General features: G+C 48.7%; 28 protein-coding genes and 1 other RNA gene. 26 read left to right on the top strand and 3 right to left on the bottom strand.

The window, feature by feature from the left end; genetic code table 11:
- Positions 1–19 precede the first annotated feature (19 nt).
- From PUP29_RS05975 to PUP29_RS05955, 5 genes are all read left to right on the top strand, one after another.
- A complete protein-coding gene (locus tag PUP29_RS05975; protein WP_353424019.1) occupies positions 20–1099 on the top strand; it encodes a DUF4432 family protein in 1080 nt (359 codons plus the stop codon).
- Positions 1100–1109: 10 nt separating this feature from the next.
- Complete coding sequence (locus PUP29_RS05970; protein WP_353424018.1) at positions 1110–1946, top strand: BtpA/SgcQ family protein; 837 nt, start codon at positions 1110–1112, stop codon at positions 1944–1946.
- A complete protein-coding gene (locus PUP29_RS05965; protein ID WP_079546726.1) occupies positions 1933–2877 on the top strand; it encodes a ribokinase in 945 nt (314 codons plus the stop codon). The genes PUP29_RS05970 and PUP29_RS05965 overlap by 14 nt, the downstream gene beginning before the upstream one ends.
- 1 nt (position 2878) lies before the next feature.
- A complete protein-coding gene (locus PUP29_RS05960) occupies positions 2879–3721 on the top strand; it encodes a sugar phosphate isomerase/epimerase family protein (RefSeq protein ID WP_353424017.1) in 843 nt (280 codons plus the stop codon).
- Positions 3722–3811: 90 nt separating this feature from the next.
- Complete coding sequence (locus PUP29_RS05955) at positions 3812–5335, top strand: xylulokinase (RefSeq protein ID WP_353424016.1); 1524 nt, start codon at positions 3812–3814, stop codon at positions 5333–5335.
- Between the two features lie 227 nt (positions 5336–5562).
- Here PUP29_RS05955 and PUP29_RS05950 read toward each other — a convergent pair whose 3' ends face one another.
- The 3 genes from PUP29_RS05950 to PUP29_RS05940 all read right to left on the bottom strand — a co-directional run bounded on the left by PUP29_RS05950 (position 5563) and on the right by PUP29_RS05940 (position 8264).
- Positions 5563–6288 (bottom strand): tRNA 2-thiocytidine biosynthesis TtcA family protein, encoded by a 726-nt coding sequence (locus tag PUP29_RS05950; RefSeq protein WP_353424015.1) that lies wholly within the window; start codon positions 6286–6288, stop codon positions 5563–5565.
- A gap of 86 nt (positions 6289–6374) precedes the next feature.
- On the bottom strand, positions 6375–7391 hold the full coding sequence (locus PUP29_RS05945) for a tyrosine-type recombinase/integrase (protein ID WP_353424014.1): 1017 nt from the start codon (positions 7389–7391) through the stop codon (positions 6375–6377).
- Positions 7392–7508: 117 nt separating this feature from the next.
- Positions 7509–8264, bottom strand: coding sequence for a helix-turn-helix domain-containing protein (locus PUP29_RS05940; protein ID WP_353424013.1), 756 nt, complete (start codon positions 8262–8264; stop codon positions 7509–7511).
- A 162-nt stretch (positions 8265–8426) separates the two neighbouring features.
- Here PUP29_RS05940 and PUP29_RS05935 point away from each other — a divergent pair, with 162 nt between their 5' ends.
- From PUP29_RS05935 to PUP29_RS05835, 21 genes are all read left to right on the top strand, one after another.
- Complete coding sequence (locus PUP29_RS05935) at positions 8427–8657, top strand: helix-turn-helix domain-containing protein (protein WP_353424012.1); 231 nt, start codon at positions 8427–8429, stop codon at positions 8655–8657.
- Between the two features lie 106 nt (positions 8658–8763).
- Positions 8764–8982 (top strand): hypothetical protein, encoded by a 219-nt coding sequence (locus PUP29_RS05930; RefSeq protein WP_353424011.1) that lies wholly within the window; start codon positions 8764–8766, stop codon positions 8980–8982.
- On the top strand, positions 8972–9124 hold the full coding sequence (locus PUP29_RS05925) for a hypothetical protein (RefSeq protein ID WP_353424010.1): 153 nt from the start codon (positions 8972–8974) through the stop codon (positions 9122–9124). Before PUP29_RS05930 ends, PUP29_RS05925 begins: the two co-directional genes overlap by 11 nt.
- Positions 9105–9392, top strand: a complete 288-nt coding sequence (locus tag PUP29_RS05920) for a hypothetical protein (protein ID WP_353424009.1) — start codon at positions 9105–9107, stop codon at positions 9390–9392. Before PUP29_RS05925 ends, PUP29_RS05920 begins: the two co-directional genes overlap by 20 nt.
- Positions 9393–9434: 42 nt before the next feature.
- A complete protein-coding gene (locus PUP29_RS05915) occupies positions 9435–9617 on the top strand; it encodes a hypothetical protein (protein WP_353424008.1) in 183 nt (60 codons plus the stop codon).
- Positions 9604–10047, top strand: coding sequence for a LexA family protein (locus PUP29_RS05910; protein ID WP_353424007.1), 444 nt, complete (start codon positions 9604–9606; stop codon positions 10045–10047). Before PUP29_RS05915 ends, PUP29_RS05910 begins: the two co-directional genes overlap by 14 nt.
- Position 10048: 1 nt before the next feature.
- Positions 10049–10414: a hypothetical protein gene (locus PUP29_RS05905; RefSeq protein WP_353424006.1), complete on the top strand. Its 366-nt coding sequence runs from the start codon at positions 10049–10051 to the stop codon at positions 10412–10414.
- Positions 10411–11571 carry a DUF2800 domain-containing protein gene (locus PUP29_RS05900; protein WP_353424005.1) on the top strand — a complete coding sequence of 387 codons (1161 nt, stop codon included), beginning with the start codon at positions 10411–10413 and terminating at the stop codon, positions 11569–11571. The genes PUP29_RS05905 and PUP29_RS05900 overlap by 4 nt, the downstream gene beginning before the upstream one ends.
- Positions 11572–11573: 2 nt before the next feature.
- Positions 11574–12119: a DUF2815 family protein gene (locus PUP29_RS05895; RefSeq protein ID WP_353424004.1), complete on the top strand. Its 546-nt coding sequence runs from the start codon at positions 11574–11576 to the stop codon at positions 12117–12119.
- Positions 12116–14065: a DNA polymerase gene (locus PUP29_RS05890; RefSeq protein WP_353424003.1), complete on the top strand. Its 1950-nt coding sequence runs from the start codon at positions 12116–12118 to the stop codon at positions 14063–14065. The genes PUP29_RS05895 and PUP29_RS05890 overlap by 4 nt, the downstream gene beginning before the upstream one ends.
- A gap of 3 nt (positions 14066–14068) precedes the next feature.
- Positions 14069–16447 (top strand): virulence-associated E family protein, encoded by a 2379-nt coding sequence (locus PUP29_RS05885; RefSeq protein ID WP_353424002.1) that lies wholly within the window; start codon positions 14069–14071, stop codon positions 16445–16447.
- Positions 16448–16717: 270 nt separating this feature from the next.
- Positions 16718–16948 carry a hypothetical protein gene (locus PUP29_RS05880; protein ID WP_353424001.1) on the top strand — a complete coding sequence of 77 codons (231 nt, stop codon included), beginning with the start codon at positions 16718–16720 and terminating at the stop codon, positions 16946–16948.
- Positions 16945–17238: a VRR-NUC domain-containing protein gene (locus PUP29_RS05875; RefSeq protein WP_353424000.1), complete on the top strand. Its 294-nt coding sequence runs from the start codon at positions 16945–16947 to the stop codon at positions 17236–17238. Before PUP29_RS05880 ends, PUP29_RS05875 begins: the two co-directional genes overlap by 4 nt.
- Positions 17228–18604, top strand: coding sequence for a DEAD/DEAH box helicase (locus PUP29_RS05870; protein ID WP_353423999.1), 1377 nt, complete (start codon positions 17228–17230; stop codon positions 18602–18604). The genes PUP29_RS05875 and PUP29_RS05870 overlap by 11 nt, the downstream gene beginning before the upstream one ends.
- On the top strand, positions 18573–19040 hold the full coding sequence (locus PUP29_RS05865; protein WP_353423998.1) for a sigma factor-like helix-turn-helix DNA-binding protein: 468 nt from the start codon (positions 18573–18575) through the stop codon (positions 19038–19040). The genes PUP29_RS05870 and PUP29_RS05865 overlap by 32 nt, the downstream gene beginning before the upstream one ends.
- Before the next feature lie 161 nt (positions 19041–19201).
- Positions 19202–19282, top strand: a transfer-messenger RNA (tmRNA) gene (gene ssrA / locus PUP29_RS05860).
- Between the two features lie 553 nt (positions 19283–19835).
- On the top strand, positions 19836–20021 hold the full coding sequence (locus PUP29_RS05855; RefSeq protein ID WP_353423997.1) for a hypothetical protein: 186 nt from the start codon (positions 19836–19838) through the stop codon (positions 20019–20021).
- Positions 20003–20206 (top strand): hypothetical protein, encoded by a 204-nt coding sequence (locus PUP29_RS05850; protein ID WP_353423996.1) that lies wholly within the window; start codon positions 20003–20005, stop codon positions 20204–20206. The genes PUP29_RS05855 and PUP29_RS05850 overlap by 19 nt, the downstream gene beginning before the upstream one ends.
- A 22-nt stretch (positions 20207–20228) precedes the next feature.
- Positions 20229–20528, top strand: coding sequence for an HNH endonuclease signature motif containing protein (locus tag PUP29_RS05845; RefSeq protein ID WP_353423995.1), 300 nt, complete (start codon positions 20229–20231; stop codon positions 20526–20528).
- Positions 20529–20626: 98 nt separating this feature from the next.
- Positions 20627–20968, top strand: coding sequence for a hypothetical protein (locus PUP29_RS05840; RefSeq protein ID WP_353423994.1), 342 nt, complete (start codon positions 20627–20629; stop codon positions 20966–20968).
- On the top strand, positions 20961–22616 hold the full coding sequence (locus tag PUP29_RS05835) for a terminase large subunit (protein WP_353423993.1): 1656 nt from the start codon (positions 20961–20963) through the stop codon (positions 22614–22616). Before PUP29_RS05840 ends, PUP29_RS05835 begins: the two co-directional genes overlap by 8 nt.

The following is a 22616-nucleotide window of genomic DNA, read 5'->3' as shown; positions in this document are numbered from 1 at the left end:
GTTTGAAAGAGGGATAACAATGAAAATAAGATTGAATGAATCTGCATTTACAGACAGGGAAACGCTGTTTGCGGACGCAGGAGAACTAAAGGCGTATCTTTTCCGGTATGAAAGCGGGATATGCGCCGTGAAAATAGAAAATGAAAAGGGCTATATCACGGTGCTTCCTTTTGACGGGCAGATGGTATGGGACGCGGTATTCTGCGGACGTTCCCTCAAAATGGAAACAAGCTTTGATATGCCCCGCCGGCGCGGGATATTCAGGGATACCTACGGCTGCTATATCATGCACTGCGGCGCGCTGGCGATGGGGTGCCCCTCGCCGGAGGACGATCACGGGCATCACGGCGAGCTTCCGTATGTGAGATATGACTGCGCCTTTCTCGTGAGCGGCGAAGACGAAAAGGGCCGCTATATGGGAGTGACGGGAGAATATGAATATAACCGCGCGTTCGGCAGCCACTATATGGCGCGTCCGGTCGCAAAGGTATATGAGGGGAGCACGCTCATCGATGTTGGGATCGAGATCGAAAACAAAGCGGCGCACCCGATGGATCTGATGTATATGTGCCACGTCAACAATGCGCCGGAGGTAGGAGCCGAAATCTACCAGACGCTTCCGTGGACGCCGGAAAATATGGTGGTAAGAGTCAGTATTCCGCAGTACAATGAGCCGGATCCGGCGTTTATGGAGCTTTTGGACCGCGTTCAGCAGGACGTATCGGTCACGCGCGTCATCGGACCGGAAGATGTATACGACCCGGAGATCGTGCTCTTCCTGCGCGGCGTAAAAGGGGATGAAGACGGGAAAGCGCATTTCCTCTATGTGCATAAGGATGGCTCGGCGGATTATACGACGTATGACGCGGCAGTCCTGAACCGCGGGGTGCGCTGGATGGTCAACCATGACGACTGGAAGTCTATGGGCATGGTGCTTCCGGCGACTGCAGAGCCGGAGGGATATATTGCTGAAAAGAAAAAAGGAAACGTGCGTATCCTGCCCGGAAAAGAAACGTTCCGCGCGAACGTTACGGTCGGCTATCTCGCGCCGGGCGAAGCGGAGCAGGTAAAGCAGAAAATCGAAACGGTCATGAAATAAGGAGAGCGCTATGAGGCAGGAATTGAAAAATATCTTCACCCACGAGAAGCCGATCATCGGTATGGTACATCTGCGCCCGCTTCCCGGCGCGCCGCTGTATGACAAAAAAAACATGAGCATGCAGCAGATCATCGATACGGCAGTCAAAGAGGCGCAGCTTCTGGAGGAGGGCGGCGTAGACGGCCTGCAGATCGAGAACATCTGGGATTATCCCTATGTCAAGGGAGAAAAGATCGGCGAAGAGACGGTCGCAGCGGTGACGGCTGCGGCAGTGCATGTAAAACAGAACGTCAAAATACCAATCGGAGTCAACTTCCATCTCAACGGCGCAAAGCAGTCGCTTGCGGTTGCGATCGCGGCAGGAGCGCGCTGGATACGCGTATTCGAATTTGTGAACGCGTATGTTTCCCATGCGGGGATTCTGGAAGGGATCGGAGGAGAACTGGCGAGATACCGCGCCGCGCTCGACGCACGCGAGGACGTCATGTTTCTGTGCGACGTCAACGTAAAGCATGGGAGCCATTTCATCATTTCCGACAGGACGCTCGCAGAGCAGGCGAACGACGCAGTGGCGGAAGGCGCGGAAGCGCTTATCGTGACGGGCTTTGAAACGGGGATCGCGCCCACTCCCGAAAAGGTGCGCGAATTTTCAGAGCATGTAGACGTACCGGTATTCCTCGGGAGCGGAACGACGAGCGAAAACGCGCGGGAATTGCTGAAATATTCAGACGGAGCGATCGTCGGCAGTTATTTCAAGGAAGACAATAACTGGAAAAAACCGGTGAGCCTCGAGCGGACCAAGCGGTTTATGGACGCGGTATGGAGTATTCGCAATGGAAAAGCATAGGAAGCGTATTTTATGCATGGGCAGCATCAACATGGACCTCAATATGTTCATGGAGCGTATGCCTGCGCCTGCCGAAACGGTGGCGACGGATAATTTTACGACCTGCCCGGGCGGAAAAAGCGGTAATCAGGCAGTCGCCGCGGCCCGGCTCGGCGGTGAGGTCGGCTTTTTCGGCAAGCTTGGCGACGATATGTTCAGCAAGGAGCTGCTGGCGGCGATGCAGAAGGACGGAGTGGATACGACACACATTCTGATCGAGCCCGGCGCAACGGCGGGCGTCGCCATGATACGGATCGACGCAGAGGGGATCAATTCCATCTCCTTTACGCCGGGAGCGAACGCCCTGATGACGCCGGAGGACGTGAACGCACACGAGGCTCTTTTCGAGGAGTATGGATTTTTGCTGATAACGGCGGAGATTCCTCTGCCCACCGTATTTGCGGCGGTGCGCATGGCAAAAAGCAAGGGGATGACGGTCGTCATGGATGTGGCTCCTGTTCCAAAGGAGCCCATTCCTCCCGATATCCCACCCATGCTCGATTTTATCAAGCCGAATGAGATCGAAGCGGGACAGCTTGCAGGCATGCAGGTGACGGACGAGGCCTCGGCGCGGGAATGCATGGATATTCTGCGCGGTCTCGGATACCGCAATCCGCTGATCACACTCGGAAAAGACGGCTGTCTCGCGTGGACGGGCAGGGAAGCGCAGAGGCTTCTTCCGCCTAAGGTGAACGCGATCGACACGACTGCAGCGGGCGACGTTTTTCTCGGAGCGTTTACAGCGGCGCTTTCAAACGGAAAGGAGATTCCGGAAGCGGTCTCTTTTGCTTCCGTGGCCTCTGCGATCAGTACGACCGTGAAAGGGGCGCAGACGTCGATCCCGACGCGGGAACAGGTGGAAGCATTCATGGAGCAGGAAAGGATAGGATAACATGAAGTTAGGAATACATGCGTATGAATGGTGCAGCGAATGGTCGAACGACACGCTGGACATCATTGATAAAGTAAAGGAATGTGGGTTTGATTTCATCGAGATTCCGCTGATGCGCCTCGATCTCTTCGACCCTAAGGCAGTCAGAGAGCGGCTTGACGGATTTGAAGTAACGACGTCGAACGTTCTGCTGGCGGACGATGTGGACGTCACCTCGTTCGATCCGGACGTGCGGAAAAACGGCGTCCGCTACCTGAAAGACTGTGTGAAAGCCTCGGCGGAAGCAGGCGCAAAAATGTTTTCGGGCGTGATCTATTCGCAGTATCTGAAGGATGCAAAAAAAATGCCCACGGAGGAGGAGTGGCAGTTCAGCGCGGACAGCATGCGCGAGCTCGCCCGCTATGCGGCGGATTTCGGTATGTCTATCGCATTTGAGCCGGTCACGCGGTATGAGTCTTATTTGCTCAATACGGCGGAAGAGGCCGTGCGCCTCGTGAATATGATCGGTGAACCGAACGTGTTTATCCACCTCGATTCCTACCACATGAACGTGGAGGAAAAGGATTTTCACGATGCGGTCGTAACGGCGGGCAGTAAGCTTTCCAACTTCCACATGTGTGAAAATGACCGCGGAATACCGGGAACAGGCCATGTGGACTGGGACGGCATCTTCCGGGCGTTCAAGGAGATCGGCTTCGACGGATATCTGGGTTTTGAGGGCTTTTCCGACTGCACAGACAACATGAGCACATGGGTGTGGCGCAAGCTCGCACCCGATGGCGATACGTTCGTACGGGAAAGCATCGCTTTCGCCAGAAGGATGATGCAGAAATACGGCGTATAAAAGGCCCTGCCCGCTTCGGAAAAGTATTGCAATCGGCCGCGCCGTATTGTAAGGTAAAAGCAAGCAAGATAAAGGAGAAGAAGAAACGGTATGCCAAATTATCTCATTGCACACGATCTGGGAACGTCCGGTAATAAAGCGACGCTGTTTACGACCGACGGAGAATACGTCAAAAGCCGGGTAGCAGGCTACGATACCCATTTTTTCAACGCCAACTGGGCGGAGCAGGCTCCGGAGGACTGGTGGAAAGCCGTCTGCCTGTCTACAAAAGAGCTGATGCAGGGGGTCGATGCCGGAAGCGTTGCCGCCATCTCCTTCTCCGGCCAAATGATGGGCTGCCTCTGCTTGGATAAAAACGGCACGCCGCTTCGGAAGCATATTATATGGGCGGATATGCGTGCCGTAAAGGAAGAGCGGTCGATACGGGAACGCATCGATCCCCACGAATTCTATCATATCACAGGGCATCGTCCGAGCGCCTCCTACTCGCTCGCCAAGCTCCTGTGGGTCAAGAACAATGAGCCGGACGTTTACCGGAATATCTATAAGGTGCTGAACGCAAAGGATTACATCGTCTATAAAATGACGGGGCAGTTTCTGACCGATCATTCGGACGCGACAGGAACGAACGCATACGATCTCAACCGCTTTTGCTGGTCGGAAAAAATATTGGATGCCGTCGGGATAGACGGGGCGCTTTTTCCGGAGGCGAAGCCCTCCACGCATATAGCCGGAGAGCTAGGAAAGGAAGCGGCGGAAGCCTGCGGGCTCGTACCGGGCATTCCGGTCGTGATCGGTGCGGGAGACGGCACAGCGGCGACCGTGGGCGCCGGCTCGGTCTCGGAGGGCGTCACCTATAACTGTTTGGGTTCCTCATCGTGGATCGCAACGACAGCACAAAAGCCCGCGTTTGATGAAGAAATGCGCATATTCAATTGGGCGCACGCTGTACCGGGACTGATCGCGCCCTGCGGAACGATGCAGGCGGCGGGGAATTCCTACGCATGGATGAAAAAACAGCTGTGCGGTGAGGAGGCTGCGCGCGCGCAGAAGGAAGAGATCAGCATTTATGATCTGATCAACGGTGAGATCGCGCAGGCTCCGGCCGGCGCAAACGGGCTCTATTATCTGCCCTACCTGATCGGCGAGCGTTCCCCGCGGTGGAATCCGAACGCAAAGGGCGCCTTTATCGGCCTCACGATGGAGCATACCCACCGGGATATGCTGCGCAGCGTCGTAGAGGGAGTGGGCATGAACTTAAGGCTGATCCTCGATATCATACGCACCCATACGGAGGTAAAGGAGATCATCGCACTGGGCGGATTGGCAAAATCCGATGTTTGCCTGCAAATTTTTTCGGATATTTTCGGGATTCCCGTAAAGCCGCTCAATCATTTGGAGGAAGCGACGTCCATCGGAGCGGCGGTATGCGCAGGCGTAGGCGTAGGCGCGCTCAGTTCGTTTGAAGAGGTAAGCAAATTCGTACGTCCGGTAGGCGAGTTTGAGCCGGAGGCGGAGCACAGCGCCCTGTATGAAAAGATGCTGCCCGTTTTCGACCACTCTTATCATGCGCTTTGCGGCGTATACGATGAAATTGCCGGAATGGCAAAATAAGAAACTATAACAAAAGGAACCGCGCCGCCGCGGCTCCTGAATTCGCATATAAAATCTTGCCGCGCTGCGGACGGATGTTTTTTTCAAGCTTGCGGCGGTTTTACTGCGCGCAGGCCGCCCTTGCCCGCGAATAGCAGATCAGGAAAGGGCGGCTTGATCATCTATAAAGTTTATCGACAGTCTGAAGAGCCGTGAATGCGGCTCTTTTTGCGAAAACCTGTTTCCGGTCAGAAATTCCAGTCCTTGTTCCACAAATTATAGGTATCGGCCGTTTTGACCGCATTCAGCATATTGTCCGCCGTACCGGGATAAAGGGAGTTCAAATAGCGTACGATCTCTTTCGCCTGCTCCCGCTTGGTGGAGAAATCGATGGGGCATGGGTTTTTGGCGATCGGAATATCGAGCCGGTTCACAGCGGAGGCAATGTCGCGCTCCCGCAGGAACACGAACGGACGCACCAAAGTGATATCCCGGCGGGAAAGATAAGACTTTGGAGAAAAGGTATTCATACGTCCCTCGTACATCAGGCTCATGAGCAGCGTTTCGATCACGTCGTCGCCGTGGTGTGCAAACGCGGCTTTGATGCACAAAAGCTCCTTGGCTTTCTCATAAAAAGCTCCTTTCCGCATTTTGGCACACAGCGAGCAGGGATTCTTTTCCTTTCGGATATCGAACACGATCTCCGAGATATTGGTCTTTAGTATGTGGAGCGGCACCCCGAGGCCGTCTGCATACGCCTGCATTACGTCGGTCGCATAATTGCCGAAGCCGAGGTCGACGGTAACAGCCAGCAAGGCATAGTCCTTTTTTGCATATTTTTGATAGAGATGGAGCGCATACAGCAGCAGCATCGAATCTTTTCCGCCGGAAAGCCCTACGGCGATCCGGTCTCCCGGGGCGATCATGGAGAAGTGTTCGTCCGCCCGGCGCAATGCGCCTAAAATTTTTCTCATTGGCAAAAATCCTTAACAGTTTCTTAAGATTTACACGGCTTAACCGTGCATAAAAAGCGATATTTGTTAGACATTTGTTAGTCATTTTATATCAGATTCAGATTTTTTGTCAAATACTCTTTGTCCTTTGCTGTGTAAACATTTGCTGTAAAAGCATAATTTGTATGGCCCATGAGCTGCTGTATCGCAAGTGTATCAGCGCCATTCCGGGCAAGGAGCGTCGCAAAAGTATCTCGGCATTTGTGGGGCGACTTTTTGGAGATTCCAAGCTGAGCGAGTGCCGGGTAATACATTTTTTCACGGAAATACTGCTGCTTAAGTACTTTCCCGCCCCGTGTGAACAGATTATCTTTTGCGTTGTCTACATATTTTTTCCAATATTTCATAACTCTTGGGTGAATCGGTACGATCCGGCCTTTCCCGCTATCGGTTTTCAGACCACCCGTCACAATACCATTTTTCAAATCAACGGAAAAGACCGTAAGGTTTAGAAACTCCTGAATACGGAATCCCGAATAAATAAGCATAAGCGTCATATCCACACCGGGTATCGTATCGTTGTCAAATAATTTTTTTATTTCAGTATCAGTAAATATTTCTATTTCTTTCCTTTCAGCTTTTTCGATTTTTATAAACTGTGCGTAATTTTTATGGCAGATGTCATTCTCCATTGCGTAGCGGTACAGTAACCCTACAAAAGTTTTAATTATTTCTTTGTAAGTCCTTGATTTGTCAAGACGGTCTATAACGCGCTGAAAATCTGCCGTACGCAGCTCGCAAAATACACGAGAATGCAAAGGCTCCAAGAGTTTATAGCTGCCTGTATAAACATATTTTGCTTGTCGGCTTACCCTTTTGTAGTGTATCATGCTCCACTCGTCGTAAAGTGCGCTGAATGTGATCCTGTGTTTTTCCGAAACAGGCTGAATAAGATTAAGGGCAAGAGCCTTTTCGGCCTCTGATTTCGTCGTGTAATATCCAAGCGTTACCCATTTGCGACGGCCCAGCTCGTCACGCCCGGCCGGAAATCTCGCGATCCACGGGCGCACCCTGTTGCCCGCGAGCTTATATGCGGTACCAAGACCATTGGCTCTACGTTTCATAAATAAATCCTTTCATTTTAAGGAAAACCCTGCTAAAATGAAAGGGCAGAGTGATCCTCGTAGTGGTGGTGATGTCTGCTTGCCCCTTTGGTGCGCCAACACCGAGGGGCTTTTTATTTATTTAATAGCTCTTATCAGTCGCCTAACTTCGCCGAGCACGCGGCACTCATTCAAATCCCAATTTTCAATGCGTTTTGTTTGATATTCGGGATTCCGGGGGATAAGCTCGACCCAATCCTCGCCTTTTTTGTAACGCACCTTTTTTAGCGTTGCAATCTCACTATCATACAGCATGACCGCAACCGTTCCGCTGTCCACGGAGTTTTGGCGGTGTACGAGAACGTGATCGCCATCCTGAAAGTCAGGGTACATAGAATCGCCTTTCACACGCAAAACAAAGAAATTATCTGGATTGTGGCCACGGAGCCATTCAAGAGGTATTTGCTCATAATCTCCGGTTTCTTCCTCTACGGCCTCGCTTCCAAAGCCTGCGGCCACCTCTCCGATGACTGGATAGGAACGGCAGGCGACTGATCCTAAGGCATGCCATCCTTCTGTAGCTATACGTTCCGCATTTTTCAATTCTGTATCAACGGGTGCGCCAGTACGCTTTGAATGATCTACTTCGCCGAGAACAAGGTCGGCGGTTCCGTTTTCGTCTTCCCAGCCCATGAGATAGGCAGGGGTGACATCTAATATGGAAGCAAGCGCCTCGATCACAGGAAGCTTGATTCTGCCAGTACCTTCGCCGTTTTCCCAACGCATAATAGTACTTTTATGTACGCCTATTTTGTTACCAACCTCTTCTTGTGTAAGATTTCTTTCGAGCCTTGTAGCCTTAAGTCGTGCGGCTAACAAATCTGTATCTCTCATTTCGTAGCGCCTCCCTCAATATCACTATTAAAACATAGCTTGTTGCAAAATGCAATAATTTTTTGAATAAAGCCAAAGAAAGTTGCAAAATACTATTGACAGTATATGTTGTATGGGGTAGAATGATGTTGCAAAATGCAACGAAAGGGGAGCGAATTTTAGATGGTGAATACTGCAAAACTCAAAGGCCGTATTGCAGAAAAGAAAACTACTATACAAGAACTATCAAAAATAGTAGGACTAACGCCGTATACATTGGGCAAACAAATATCGAATAAAAGTAAGATGTCTATCGATACGGCAACGAGATTAGGTATAGAATTGTCTATACCAGAATCAGATATGAGCGAATATTTTTTTGCCCAGAAAGTTGCAAAATGCAACAAAAAATAAGCGCCACTGCAGGTATGGTACAAAACATACCGTACCTCATCCGCAACGCAGGAGAAATAGGGGCAAGCACAAATCCACTACGAGAAATCTTAAAAGGAGGATAGAAATGACGTCGCTTAGGATCATACCAAATCAAGACGTATGTAAATTGCTCGGTCTGCAAGACACCACCATGCTTGGGATAGCGATCAAATCTGGTAAATTCGAACCAAATATTGGGGTGGCATTCGAGCCGGGGGAGATCGACAACAAGCATTGGATCGTCAAGGTATACGAAGATAGGCTGAATGCATGGCTCGGAAAAGGAGGAAACCATGAAAAATAAAGCGCTTGACCTGACTTTCGTCAGGATAGCAAATAATAAAAAACTTACTTCTGCACTCCGCAAACTGATGAAGGACGCAGAAGAGAAAGGGGGAACCGATGGGAACACGAGATATCCAGCTGATGAAAGAGGCCGCGCTTGATGTATACCGCATGGGGAAATGGGCAAGACGCTTTCCGATGAAAACAAAAACAGGACGACTGTTATCATTACCGGACCTTTTTCATATCCTGCTTACGGAGTTTCGAAAAGCAGGTATAAGTGATATTTTTATACGCGCTATGGAATCGAAAAATGGCTATCGGTATTTTGAAGATGGATATATCAAGCGGATGCCTTACGAATTGAAAACCCGATGGCAAAAGAAAAGATCGCTGCGGCAACAACGATCGATTCTAAAAAGTGAATAACTTATCTATGCCTATCTTACCATAGGCGGAAAGGAAAAAGCAATGGAGAGTTTAACGGTAGAAAAAATCAAGAAGGTTTGTCTTGATCTGTGTGGTGAGCTGCCGTCCGATGATGTGGTGAGACTTATCTTATTGACGGATGCCTTAAAGTGTAAAGCCTATGAACTTGGATTCATAGAGGGATATGCGGTGGCGGTGGCGGAGGCGGATTATGAAAAACGATAAAGTCATTAGATTCATGGCGACTGTAGCTGGGAACTGCATGGAGGCTGTCGGCATTCGGAACGGCGACATGGTACTGGTAGGAAAAAATATCCCGCCGAGAAACGGGGATATCGTAGTTTGTGAGATAGCCGGCAGGGAGGCTGTAAAGATGTATCTGGGGAGAACCGCTGACGGTTTCGCGGTATGTACCAGATATAAAGACTCCGGGCATAACAAGAGTTATATCGCGCAAACGATCGCAGGCGTCGTTACGGAAGTATACACAAGACGCGCATATATGGACATTGATGTGGCTGAACGCTTTGAAAGAGAAGAAAAGCGAAAAGAAGAGGAAGCGCGCTATGGCGGCTCCAATATAGGCGGCCCGGGGCTTGCGGCGCTGCTTATGCGGAATTTTGATGAATACAAAGGCTTTAGGAAAGGGGTATAACATGGAGATCATCATCACACTTAAGAATGTAGATAAACAGGATTTAAAAGAGGCGATCGCTTTTGCGAACGCTTTGCAAGAGGGAATTTCGGAGGAACAGAAAACCAAGCCGCAGCCTAAAGTAAACAGTACCGCGGAACCGGAGCCCGAGGAACAGCCGAGAGATAAAGATATGGGGCAAAGTGAAGAAAAGACGCCGATCACAAAGGAAGTATTGCGGAAAGCATTAGGCGAATTATCGAAAGCCGGAAAAACCGCAGTCGTTAAGGATATCTTCAAACGGTACGGTGCCACAAAGCTATCCGATCTTTCGGAAGAGAAATACGAGGATTGTTATATGGACGCGCTCAAAGAAAGGACAAAATGATGCCGGGAGTACACGCGATATTATCAGCTTCGGCGGCGCACCGATGGCTTAACTGTAATCAAAGTGCGCTTTTTGAGAAGCAGTACGAAGAACAAGGCTCCGAATATGCCGCAGAGGGCACATTTGCGCATGAGGTCGCAGAGATCAAACTGGGGCGCGCGTTGTCTGACGCGGGCTATTGGAAAGAACGTCCCTCCCGCCGCCTGAATAAAAACAATGAATTTTGGAGCGTTGCCCTCGAGGATTATATTGACGGGTATGTTGCGGAGGTCATGGAGTATATAGCCAGTTTAAAAGAGCCCTTGGTCATGCTGGAGCAGCGCTTGGATTTCAGTAAATATGTTCCCGGAGGATTCGGTACCGGGGACGTAGTGATTGTATCTGATGGAGCACTCGATGTGATCGACCTAAAATACGGAAAAGGGGTTCCGGTGAGCGCTGAAAGGAATCCACAGCTGATGCTATATGGATTGGGCGCCTTGGAGACTTACGACTGTCTATATGACATCGAAACGGTACGGCTACATATCAAGCAGCCGCGGTTAGATGATGCCTCGTCTTATCAAATCTCCGCAGCAGAACTCATTGATTGGGCGGAAAATGAAGTCGCGCCAAAAGCCGAACTTGCTATGAAGGGTGAGGGGAGTTTTGAAGCGGGGGAGTGGTGCCGGTTCTGCAAAGCGCGAAAAGACTGCAGGGCAAGGGCAAAAGCAAATCTTGAATTGACAAAATATGAATTTGCTCCCGGGCCGCAACTGACCGACGATGAGATCGGAGATATCCTCGGAAAAGCCAGCGAACTAAAACGGTGGGTGGAGGATATCGAAGCCTTTGCGCTTGAACAGGCGGAAAAGAATGGGAAAAAATGGCCGGGCTGGAAGCTCGTTGAAGGCAGAAGTAACCGCAGATATTCGGACGAGGACAAGATAGCCGAAATATTGCTTGGCGAAAACTACCGGGAAGAGGATATTTTTAACAAGAAGCTAAAAGGAATCGGCGACATGGAGAGATTGCTCGGAAAGAAAAAATTCTGCGAATTACTCGCTGAACAAATCACAAAACCACAGGGTAAGCCCACACTCGTACCGGAAAACGACAAACGACCGGAGTTAGGAAGTATAGCTTCGGCAGAAAAAGACTTTAAGGAGGATAAGTAAAAATGGAGAATGCAACAAAGGTAATCACGGGAAAAGACACAAGGTTTAGCTATGCGCATGTATTTAGGCCGCATGCGATATCAGACGGACAGGAGCCTAAATACTCGGTGTGCCTGCTGATTCCGAAAGAGGATAAAACGACCATCGCAAAAATAAAACGTGCAATCGAAGCGGCGAAGGAGGCCGGAAAATCCAAGTGGGGCGGTAAGATTCCGGCAAATTTGAAAACGCCTCTGCGCGACGGCGACGAGGAAAAACCGGATCAGGAAGAATATGCGGGCTGCTATTTCATCAACGCGAATGCAAACCAGAAACCGGGGATCGTGGATGCAGGCCTTAATGAGATCATTGATCCGTCCGAGTTTTACAGTGGATGTTACGGACGTGCAAGTATCAACTTTTTTGCGTACAATGCCGCAGGAAACCGGGGGATCGGGTGTGGGCTTAATAACCTGCAAAAGCTACGCGATGGCGAACCGCTGTCCGGTCGGACAAGACCGGAGGATGATTTTGAGGTGGAAGAGGACGAGGATCTTCTGGAACTATGAAAACTTTAGCTTTGGATATCGAAACCTATAGCGATATCGACTTGAAAAAAGCGGGGGCGTACGCATATAGTGCGTCCCCAAATTTCACAATATTATTGCTGGCATACGCTTTTGACAATGAGCCTGTGGCTGTGATCGATCTTGCGAACGGGGAAACGATTCCGCACGACATATTGAACGCGCTGACATCGCCGGACATTGTAAAAACTGCGTATAACGCCAATTTTGAGCGTACATGCCTTGCCGCGTATCTAAAGAAGGCTATGCCTCCTGAGCAATGGCGTTGTACAGCTGTACTTGCCGCAACAGCAGGCCTGCCACGCTCTTTGGCCGGGGTAGGCAGCGTTCTCGGATTGCCCGAGGATAAGCAAAAGCAAAAGATCGGCGGGAGTTTGATTCGGCTGTTTTGCTCTCCCGAACGTAAAATGCCGAATGACTATCCGGAAAAATGGGAACTGTTTAAGCAATATAACGCGCAGGATGTGGTAGTCGAGCGCGAAATCAGGGAACGTCTCTCTTATATTGAAATACCGCTTGACGAACAAAGACTTTGGGAGCTGGACCAGAAAATAAACGATACTGGTGTTTGTATAGATATGCCGTTCATTCACTCTGCGATCCGCGGAGATACGGAAAACCGGGAGAGGCTCATGAAAGCGGCGCAGGCGCTGACTGGCCTTGAAAATCCGAATAGCGGGAAGCAAATGCTCGATTGGATCGAACAGGAGACTGGCCTGCGTTTTGATAGCCTGCGCAAAGAGTTTATATCGGACATTGATCGAGAGTGTGATTCGGTTATTGTTTCTGAGGCGCTGAGAATGCGACAGGAGCTTTCCAAGACTTCAGTCAAGAAATATACCGCAATGGTAAATGGGGCATGCCCTGACGGAAGGATCAGAGGACTTCTGCAATTCTACGGGGCAAATCGGACTGGACGGTGGGCTGGGCGGTTTGTGCAGGTACAAAATTTACCTAAAAACAAAATACCGGATTTAGAACTTGCGCGGGAGCTGGTGGGCGTCGGAGATTTTGAAGCCGTAAAAATACTATTCGGCAGCATACCCGAAACGCTCTCCCAGCTCGTGCGCACAGCTTTTATACCAAGTGCCGGCTGCCGCTTTATCGTATCGGACTTTTCGGCCATCGAGGCGCGGGTGATCGCATGGTTGGCGGGAGAAAAGTGGCGGCTGCAGGTATTTAACAGCCACGGAAGAATATACGAAGCATCGGCGGCGCAAATGTTTAAAGTACCCATTGAAAAAATCGTGAAAGGCAATCCGGAATATGCGCTTCGGCAAAAAGGAAAGGTAGCGGAATTGGCGCTTGGATATCAGGGGAGCAAAGGCGCGTTGATACAAATGGGAGCGCTTGATATGGGATTGGAAGAGGAAGAACTCCTGCCGCTGGTAAGCACTTGGAGAACAGCGAATCCTAATATTGTGCGTATGTGGAATGATATTGAAAGCGCCGCAATGGAAGCCCTATCCGGCGCCGGGCGCGTTCCATATAAATACGGCATCGAATTTGAATTTACGCATGGGAGACTTGCTGTGCGTTTGCCGTCGGGGCGAAAGCTGTCCTATTTCAAACCGAGATTGGAACCTCACCCGAAGTATCAAGGAATGCAGATTACATACGAGGGAACGATACAAAGCGGAGCTGCGGCATCGGGAGGCTGGGGACGAATACCGACTTATGGTGGGAAGCTCACAGAAAATATCGTGCAGGCTGTTGCACGGGATTGTCTCGCTGTTGCAATGCGTCGTCTTGATAAGCAGGGATATAAGATCGTGTTCCATGTACATGATGAAGTGATCGTTGATGTTCCAAAAGAAGAAAGCTCGGCGAAAGAAATCGCGGATATCATGAGCGGGCCGATCAAGTGGGCTCCGGGACTTCCGCTCAATGCCGACGCATACGAGTGCGCTTTTTACAGAAAGGATTAGGAAATGGACTTGATAATCAGCGAAGCGGGAAGCCGCACGAGCAAACATTGGAAAAATAAAACCTATACTTGGGACGCGTTGAAAAAACGTCTTAGCGAAACCGTCAGAACGGGGGAGACGGTCGCGGAATATAAGGCTATGTCGAAAGCGGATCAGGACCTTAGAAAAGACGTTGGAGGATTTGTCGGGGGAAAGATCAAAGGCGGCCGACGTGTCACAGGGGCGATCGAAAATAGGTGTCTGATTACGCTGGACGCAGATTTTGCCGATGAAAATCTTTTACCTATGCTTGAAATGCTTGGGGATTTCAAATGCGCGGTGTATTCCACGCATAAACATACTCCGTCAAAGCCGCGGCTGCGGGTGATTATACCGCTTAAACGTCCGGTGACGCCTGACGAGTACGGCGCTGTGTCGCGCAAGATCGCGGAGGATATCGGGATCGAATACTTTGATGATACAACCTATCAGCCCCAAAGACTTATGTACTGGCCGTCTACATCTTCGGACGGTGAGTTTGTATTCAAAGATATAGATGGTCCTGTCCTTGATCCCGACGAGGTGTTGGCGCGGTATGGGGATTGGAAAGACATAACAAGCTGGCCGTGTTCCTCGCGTGTCTCGGAGGCGATACACAAAAAGGCTGGTGCGAAACAGGCCGATCCGATGCAGAAAAGCGGGGTTATAGGGGCGTTTTGTCGGACATACAGCATCGAAGATGCGATAGGGAAGTTTTTACCGGATATCTATGTGCCCTGTGAATCCGTGCCCGGACGGTATAGTTACGCTGCCGGTTCGACAGTCGGCGGCGTCGTGATATACGACGGCGGGAAATTCTTGTATTCTCACCACAGCACTGATCCATGCTGCGGTCAGCTGCTGAATGCCTTTGATTTGGTACGGCTTCATTTATTCGGGGACAAGGACGAAGATGTGGCAATGGGAACGCCTGTAAATAAGCGTCCGTCTTATATGGCGATGACCGAATTTATCCAACAGGACGAGGCTGTAAAAATACGCTTGGTACGGGAAAGAGCGGACGAGGCTAAGGGGGATTTTAAAGAGGGGAGTAATTGGGAGGCAACTCTAAAAACTGACAGCAAGGGTAATATAAAAAGTACGATAAAAAATGTTGTTATTATTATGATGAATGATCCACAACTCATAGGAACGGTTGCAAGGAATGATTTTAAAGAACGCCCCGTTTTGATCCACGATACTCCGTGGCATAAAGTACAGGATAAATTAAATGGCGATGTATGGACTGATACGGACGATGCGCAGCTGCGGCTGTACATAGAAGAATGCTATGGGATCGAAAAAGTCAGTAAAATTTATGATGCGACTAATATTGTGGCGGACGAGCAGCATTTCCACCCGGTCAGAGATTATTTGCAGGGCTTGGAATGGGACGGGATCGATAGATTGGAAACTGCTTTTATAGAATATTTGGGGGCTGAAAACAACGAATATGTGAGAGCGGTTTCGCGCAAAATGCTTGTGGGGGCGGTAGCCCGCGTTATGGAGCCGGGATGCAAATTTGACTATATGACGGTATTGGTGGGTAAGCAGGGGCTCGGGAAGAGCAGCTTCATTTCGGAATTGGCCGGGGCGTGGTTTTCCGATACGCTGACCTGTATATCCGGCAAAGAAGCCTATGAGCAGATACAAGGATTCTGGCTGATTGAAGTTGCTGAATTATCTGCGATGCGAAAAATGGATATAGAGGCAATCAAGCATTTCATCACAAAACGCGTAGACAGCTATCGAGCTGCTTATGGCAGACGGGTAGAAGATCACCCGAGGCAATGTATTCTTATAGGAACAACAAACTCAACAGCTTTTTTACGCGATGACACCGGAAACCGCCGCTTTTGGCCTGTTCAAGTAACGAAAAAATTTAAGATTGGAGATATCAATAAAACGGAAATAGATCAGCTGTGGGCTGAAGCCCTGTATCTGTATAGGAAAGGCGAACCCCTATATCTACCGCGGGAGCTTGAAGAATTTGCTGAAAGCAAAAGGAGCTTCTATGAAATGGAAGATCCGAATGTTGCAGAAGTACAGGCATATTTGGAACGGCTTTTGCCGGAAGAATGGGGAAAAATGAGCCTATATGAACGGCGCGCGTGGCTGGACGATGAATTTGGCGAAAAGCCGGGGTGTTTACAGAGGACGGAGGTATGTACTTCCGAGATATGGAGGGAACATTTTAGAGGCGACGGGCAGCAGCTTCTCGAGCAGAGACGGGCACTCGGTTTAACAAATATTATGCAAAAAATGCCGGGCTGGGTGAAAGCGGAAAAGAAGATAAAATTCCCGATATATGGAACCCAATGGGGCTATGTAAGAATAGGAGACCCGAGGGCGAAAAAAGGTTGACACAGGAAAAACGGCATGGCAACCGAGGGCAAACATGGCAACCCAAGATGCCGCGAGGCGGCGTTAAAAGTTGCCGAGGTTGCCGCAAAGTTGACATTGTTGTAAACCTTAAAAATGCGATTGCTATACCGTTTATCGGTTATAGTTGCCAAGGTTGACATATTTTTACTGGTAATTATCGGAATAGGGCATATAAAAGGCGTATAACGCCTAATGCGTAATGCATATACGCGTGTGCGCGCGAGGCAACTTCGGAATGGAGATGAAGAAATGGATTTAAAAGAAAAGTATGTTTGGTTTGATATCGACTATAAAAAATTTGCATTGATCGCAATTTATCCGCAGAACAAACAGAACGCGGTCATCATTTTGCGTAATAGGGATAAAGAAAACGAGCCATATCCGTGGTGCGTAGAATACAAAGGCGGGGGACATTATTTCAAGACTGCGGATGAAATGTTTGCCTACTGTGATTACCGGGGGTGGAAATTGGAACTATGAAACGAGAGGCGGCGCTTGAAAGAAAACTGGTGAGGGAAATTGAAAAGATCGGCGGGCTTTGTTGGAAATTCACCTCTCCCAACACACCGGGTGTCCCGGACAGGGTATGTATCATGCCGGACGGAGCCGTGGTATTTGTGGAAATGAAAGCAGAATTTGGCCGGCTGTCCAATATCCAGAAATACCGGAGAGAGCAGCTTAAGACGCGCAACGCAGATATCAGGATTGTAAAAGGAGAAACGGCATTGGTGGAATTTATTGCGGAGGTACAGAAAAGATATGCAGTATAGACCCCACAATTACCAGAAGTATGCGACGGATTTTATATTAAATCATACCTCGGCAGGGCTTCTGTTGGCAATGGGCCTCGGCAAAACAGTAATAACACTTACGGCTATAGGAGAGCTGTTGTACGATACGTTTGAAATAAGCAGGGTATTGATAATAGCCCCCAAGCGCGTTGTCGAGAGCACATGGGAACAGGAGGCGCAGAAATGGGATCACTTGAAACATTTGCAGTTTTCACGAGTGATAGGAACAGTAAAACAACGCCGTGCAGCTCTCAAGGCTCCTGCGGATATTTATCTGGTCAACCGGGAGAATGTGAAATGGATCGTTGAAGAATGCGGGAATAGCTGGCCGTTTGACATGGTAGTGATTGACGAGCTTTCGAGCTTCCGCAATCCCGCATCACAAAGATTCCGGTCTCTGCGGCGGGTACTTCCGAGGATAACCCGAATTGTCGGTTTGACAGGAACACCAACACCGAAAGGCCTGATCAATCTATGGGCCCAGCTTTACCTGCTTGACCGCGGCGAACGGTTAGGCAGAACTTTGGGGGGATATCGGGAGCAGTATTTTAAGCCGGGACGGCGAAACGGGTATGTGGTATACGACTGGATATTGCGGCCGGGCGCACAGCAGGCCATATACGACAAGATTTCAGATATCTGTGTGAGTATGAAAGCGGAAGATTGGCTGGAGCTGCCGAAACGGATCAATGTGATTCGTTCCGTGCGGCTTCCGGAAGAAGTGATGAAAGAATATCACGAGATGGAGAAACAGCAGATGCTTTTAGGTGAGCAGACTGTTATTGCAAATGGAGCTGCTGATTTGGGGAATAAATTACAGCAGTTTGCGAATGGGGCTGTATATGCAGACGATGGCAGTGTGCGGACCGTCCACGATGAAAAGCTCGAAGAGCTGGAGGAATTAGTCGAGGAAGCAAATGGACAGCCGGTTCTTGTATTTTACGCATATAAGCACGACGCGGCCAGAATACTGACGCGATTGGAGGGGGCAAAGTTATTAGAAACAGACGATGATGTAAAAGCGTGGAATCGGGGAGATATTCCGGTGCTGCTGACGCATCCGGCTTCTGCTGGACACGGCCTTAACCTACAGCAAGGGGGCCATATCGTAATCTGGTTTGGAATGACGCGTGATCTTGAGCTTTACCAACAGGGAAACTGCAGACTGGACCGACAAGGACAAAAGGAGAATGTGATCGTGTACCATATCATCGCGGAATGCACAAGAGACGAGGACTGTTTACCGGTACTTGAGGGGCGAGAAGTAACACAACGCGATCTTATGGAGGCCTTAAAGGCAAGAGTGAAGCGGTATGAGAGGAGGGATCAGCGTGGAAGCCGTTGAAAAGAAGCTGTATCAATATTCGGGGTATAAAAAGCGGATAGAAGAGCAAGAAAAACAGATCGTAGAGCTTATGGATAAAAAGGATGTACTGGCAGAGCGTATGCTACGAGGGCGAAATCTTGATATTGTTCGTGTGATGGGGGGCTTTGCTTCCGATCCTGTGTTCATCGCGGTGCAAAAAATGGTCGATGTATATGGAGCAATGATAGACGCGATCCGGCATGAGCTTGTAGATTTATACTTCAAGGCAGATGAAATCATAAGGCTTGTGAATGCTGCTGGGCTGACTGACATGGAGAGGCAATATATTCAATACAGGTATTTTGACGGTTTGAGGGCATCACAGACGGCGGCAAAGCTGGATTACAGCGAGGGCCACGCCAGAAAAATAAAAAATTCGTCACTATTGAAAATTTGCGCGGTTTTGGAGCGGTAATGTTTGTTTTTTTGTGATAGGATGGTAGCGTCGGAGAATTATAAAAAGCCGCAACGAGGTGGAACCACTTTCAAGGTGCAATAAACCACAAGGAACACCCGGGAGGAAAGGTTGTGGCTTATGATAAAGCGCCATTCCTTGCGGAGTGGCGTTTTTGTTTTGGGGATGTGAATGGTTTCGACGCGATGTAAGCCCAAAGCGGATATTCGCGGACACGAGTTCAATTCTCGTCATCTCCACCAAGGAGGCACGGTTCGCGACCGTGGGTAGGCAGCGCGTTTTAGTCTGAGGGCGAGGGCTGAAAGGGAGAAGCAGGCGCACCGCATTAGGCAATGTTGGCAAGGGCTGTTTCATGGTGCAGCGTGTGCGTGCACACGATCAGGCGGGGACTGCATCAAAAGCTTCCCTATGGGGAATTGAGAAAGTCACGTGAAAGCGGGTAGGCGCATACCGCTATAATCAGGCAGCATTTGGGAAGCTGTCGAGTGCCAACGGGAATAGCCGTGCGCCCAAGCTGGCTGATACCCGAAAAAACCAAGCCGTAGGTTTCCTGCACAGATAAGAGTAGGTTTTAGAGCGGAATAGGATTAAATGATTGCCGCTTGCCCGCAGCGACGAATAAATAGCGGGCTTGAAATAATGTGATTGCGGTGCGTTTCTTCGGAGCGCACCTATGCGGCGGGGACGCGTCCCTTCCGCATTTAGTAAATATTGATCGCGCCCGTCATGCTTGTGGGGCACACAACCCTTAAAGACTCCTGCGGGGGTCTTTTTGTTTTGGAAAAGGGACGGGAAATGAAAGTTTTATCCGAAAAAGCGCTTCAAATACTGGAAGATGAGAGGATATTTAAGATAAGAGAAGAAAGCGGAAAGTATTTTATCGTAGAAAACTGTGATGAATATTTTTCGTTAGAACTCACGCCGGATATATGCAGGGGATTGATGGAGGCGTTTGGTAAGATATGCGACATATTGGAGTAGATAAATACAATCCGGAGCATTATATGGATTATACCGCCGCGGTCGCGGTAAGCCGGGCAGACCGGAGAAAGACGGTCGCGTTTACTGTACGCGGCGGGAGCTATCGAATTGGAGATGTTTATCGGTTTGAGTGGAAGAACGGGGTGCTTCATATATGGGAATACAAAAGCGCGGACGAAGAGTAGTCGCCATCATTCACGGAAACAGATGAAAGAATTTGCTAAGGCGTTCTATAAATCAAAGCGATGGCAAAAAACAAGAAATGCTTATGCGGCATATGTAGGATGGTTATGCGAAGAATGTTTGCAGAACGGAATATATAGACCCGGAGAAATCGTGCATCATAAAAAGAAGTTGACTCCGGATAATATAGACGATCCAAATATAGCATTATCATGGAATAACCTTGAGTTGCTTTGCAGAGATTGCCACGCAAAAAAACATGAGGCAATGAGAAACAGAAGATATAGTGTAAATAGTTTAGGAAAAGTGACGGCAATAGAGTAACAACGCCCCCCCCTATTCAAAAATTTTAGAGGGGCGCGGGAGACCGAGCTGTGGGAGTTAGGAAAAACTCCGCAATGTTAACGAGAGGGGGTGTGACTTTGGCTAAATTATCAAAAGAATCAAGGATAAAACGAGAACTCGAGCGATTAAAAAAAATATATGCAGATTTGCCGAGCGGTAAGTTGTCTATCGTCACTCCTTTGCTTGAAAATGCGGCTTTCATGAAAATCACGCTTGATGATTTACAAAAAAGCATCAATGAAAATGGATGTAGTGACGAATATAAGAATGGAGAAAATCAGTACGGAAAAAAGGCAGCTGCTGATCTACAGGCATACAATAGCCTTATAAAAAATTTTAACACGATATCAGATCGGCTCGAAAAGCTACTTCCAGCAGAAAAGGGGAAAGGAAGATTGGGTGCGCTTATGAATGAGTAACTATATCTATCAGTATTATCAAAAAATTCAAGACGGCAGCATAATTGTTGGAAAATGGATATTGCTCTGGTATGAGTACATCATAAAAGGCCTCGGAAGCGGTCTTTTTTACTTTGATGCCAAAAAGGCAAATAAGGCCATAAAGTTTATTGAAACATTTTGCAGACATCACGAGGGAGCGTTGGCCCCGCAGCTGATAAAACTTGAATTATGGCAAAAGGCATTTCTATCCGTAGTGTTTGGAATCGTGGACGAAGCTGGCAATCGGCAGTTTAGAGAAATTGTCTGCATTATAGCGAGAAAGAATGGAAAAACATTATTTGCCGCAGGAATCGCCGAATATTGTACATTTCTCGATGGAGAGTACGGAGCCAGGATATATTTTGCTGCTCCAAAATTGGAGCAAGCCGCGCTTTGCTATGATGCTTATTTCCAGATGATAGACAAAGACCCGGAATTGTCTATCATGGCAAAAAAGAGGCGATCAGACATCTACATTGCAGAAAGCAACAGCAGCGCGAGACCGCTGGCATTCTCTGCAAAAAAATCAGATGGATTAAACATAAGCTTATGTGTAGCCGATGAGATCGCTAGTTGGCCGGGCGAACAGGGTTTGAAGTTTTATGAAGTCATTAAATCGAGCTTTGGAGCACGCAGGCAGCCCCTTTTATTATCCATATCGACAGCCGGATATATCAATGAGGGAATTTACGATGAGTTAATGAAGCGCTGCACAAGATTCTTAATGGGCGACAGCAAGGAGAAACGAATCGCGCCGTTTCTATACATGATAGATGATGTGTCGAAGTGGAATGATATCAACGAGTTACAGAAAAGCAATCCAAATTTGGGAATATCTGTTTCTGTAGATTATCTGCTTGAAGAAATTGCCATAGCAGAGGGGAGCCTTTCTAAAAAGGCAGAGTTTTTGACAAAATACTGCAACATCAAGCAGAACAGCAGCCAAGCGTGGCTCGCAGCGCAGGACGTTGAGAGGTTAAGTGGAGCCGCGCTATCGCTTGAAGATTTTAGGGATTGCTATTGCGTGGGAGGCATAGACCTTTCGCGCACAACAGACTTAACGGCGTGTGTGATCGTGATAGAAAAAAGCGGGAAATTATATGTGTTTGCAAGATTCTTCCTACCAGAAGAAAAAATACAGGAGGCGACCGAAATAGACGGATTGCCGTATTCGGCATATATACAGCGCGGCATTTTGACAGCTTCCGGAGATAATCTCGTGGATTATCATGACTGTTTCAATTGGTTCGTAAAACTTGTAGAAGAATACCATATATATCCACTAAAAATAGGATATGACAGATATTCAGCGCAGTACCTTGTTCAAGAAATGAGCCAATATGGATTCCATATGGATGACGTGTTTCAAGGATATAATCTAACGCCTGTTATATGCGAAACGGAAGGACTTGTTAAGGATGGCATGTTTTGTATAGGCGATAACGATTTGTTAAAGGTTCATTTACTTGACACAGCATTAAAAACGGATGCAGTGAGCGGGAGGAGCAAGCCTATAAAAATAAATCCAACGTCACATATAGACGGTGCAGCAGCGCTACTTGATGCAATGACAGTGCGCCAAAAATATTATGCGGAGATAGGAGAGCAATTAAAAAACGGAGGATAA

This window comes from Christensenella massiliensis (assembly GCF_040409835.1).
Taxonomy (GTDB): Bacteria; Bacillota; Clostridia; order Christensenellales; family Christensenellaceae; genus Christensenella; species Christensenella massiliensis.
This window is presented reverse-complemented; position numbering and strand designations above follow the sequence as displayed.

Bases quoted from the DNA above. Each gene is read 5' to 3' on its own strand.
- PUP29_RS05975 (WP_353424019.1), top strand. From the start codon at position 20: ATGAAAATAAGATTGAATGAATCTGCATTTACAGACAGGGAAACGCTG.
- PUP29_RS05970 (WP_353424018.1), top strand. From the start codon at position 1,110: ATGAGGCAGGAATTGAAAAATATCTTCACCCACGAGAAGCCGATCATC.
- PUP29_RS05965 (WP_079546726.1), top strand. From the start codon at position 1,933: ATGGAAAAGCATAGGAAGCGTATTTTATGCATGGGCAGCATCAACATG.
- PUP29_RS05960 (WP_353424017.1), top strand. From the start codon at position 2,879: ATGAAGTTAGGAATACATGCGTATGAATGGTGCAGCGAATGGTCGAAC.
- PUP29_RS05955 (WP_353424016.1), top strand. From the start codon at position 3,812: ATGCCAAATTATCTCATTGCACACGATCTGGGAACGTCCGGTAATAAA.
- PUP29_RS05950 (WP_353424015.1), bottom strand. From the start codon at position 6,288: ATGAGAAAAATTTTAGGCGCATTGCGCCGGGCGGACGAACACTTCTCC.
- PUP29_RS05945 (WP_353424014.1), bottom strand. From the start codon at position 7,391: ATGAAACGTAGAGCCAATGGTCTTGGTACCGCATATAAGCTCGCGGGC.
- PUP29_RS05940 (WP_353424013.1), bottom strand. From the start codon at position 8,264: ATGAGAGATACAGATTTGTTAGCCGCACGACTTAAGGCTACAAGGCTC.
- PUP29_RS05935 (WP_353424012.1), top strand. From the start codon at position 8,427: ATGGTGAATACTGCAAAACTCAAAGGCCGTATTGCAGAAAAGAAAACT.
- PUP29_RS05930 (WP_353424011.1), top strand. From the start codon at position 8,764: ATGACGTCGCTTAGGATCATACCAAATCAAGACGTATGTAAATTGCTC.
- PUP29_RS05925 (WP_353424010.1), top strand. From the start codon at position 8,972: ATGAAAAATAAAGCGCTTGACCTGACTTTCGTCAGGATAGCAAATAAT.
- PUP29_RS05920 (WP_353424009.1), top strand. From the start codon at position 9,105: ATGAAAGAGGCCGCGCTTGATGTATACCGCATGGGGAAATGGGCAAGA.
- PUP29_RS05915 (WP_353424008.1), top strand. From the start codon at position 9,435: ATGGAGAGTTTAACGGTAGAAAAAATCAAGAAGGTTTGTCTTGATCTG.
- PUP29_RS05910 (WP_353424007.1), top strand. From the start codon at position 9,604: ATGAAAAACGATAAAGTCATTAGATTCATGGCGACTGTAGCTGGGAAC.
- PUP29_RS05905 (WP_353424006.1), top strand. From the start codon at position 10,049: ATGGAGATCATCATCACACTTAAGAATGTAGATAAACAGGATTTAAAA.
- PUP29_RS05900 (WP_353424005.1), top strand. From the start codon at position 10,411: ATGATGCCGGGAGTACACGCGATATTATCAGCTTCGGCGGCGCACCGA.
- PUP29_RS05895 (WP_353424004.1), top strand. From the start codon at position 11,574: ATGGAGAATGCAACAAAGGTAATCACGGGAAAAGACACAAGGTTTAGC.
- PUP29_RS05890 (WP_353424003.1), top strand. From the start codon at position 12,116: ATGAAAACTTTAGCTTTGGATATCGAAACCTATAGCGATATCGACTTG.
- PUP29_RS05885 (WP_353424002.1), top strand. From the start codon at position 14,069: ATGGACTTGATAATCAGCGAAGCGGGAAGCCGCACGAGCAAACATTGG.
- PUP29_RS05880 (WP_353424001.1), top strand. From the start codon at position 16,718: ATGGATTTAAAAGAAAAGTATGTTTGGTTTGATATCGACTATAAAAAA.
- PUP29_RS05875 (WP_353424000.1), top strand. From the start codon at position 16,945: ATGAAACGAGAGGCGGCGCTTGAAAGAAAACTGGTGAGGGAAATTGAA.
- PUP29_RS05870 (WP_353423999.1), top strand. From the start codon at position 17,228: ATGCAGTATAGACCCCACAATTACCAGAAGTATGCGACGGATTTTATA.
- PUP29_RS05865 (WP_353423998.1), top strand. From the start codon at position 18,573: ATGAGAGGAGGGATCAGCGTGGAAGCCGTTGAAAAGAAGCTGTATCAA.
- PUP29_RS05855 (WP_353423997.1), top strand. From the start codon at position 19,836: ATGAAAGTTTTATCCGAAAAAGCGCTTCAAATACTGGAAGATGAGAGG.
- PUP29_RS05850 (WP_353423996.1), top strand. From the start codon at position 20,003: ATGCGACATATTGGAGTAGATAAATACAATCCGGAGCATTATATGGAT.
- PUP29_RS05845 (WP_353423995.1), top strand. From the start codon at position 20,229: ATGAAAGAATTTGCTAAGGCGTTCTATAAATCAAAGCGATGGCAAAAA.
- PUP29_RS05835 (WP_353423993.1), top strand. From the start codon at position 20,961: ATGAGTAACTATATCTATCAGTATTATCAAAAAATTCAAGACGGCAGC.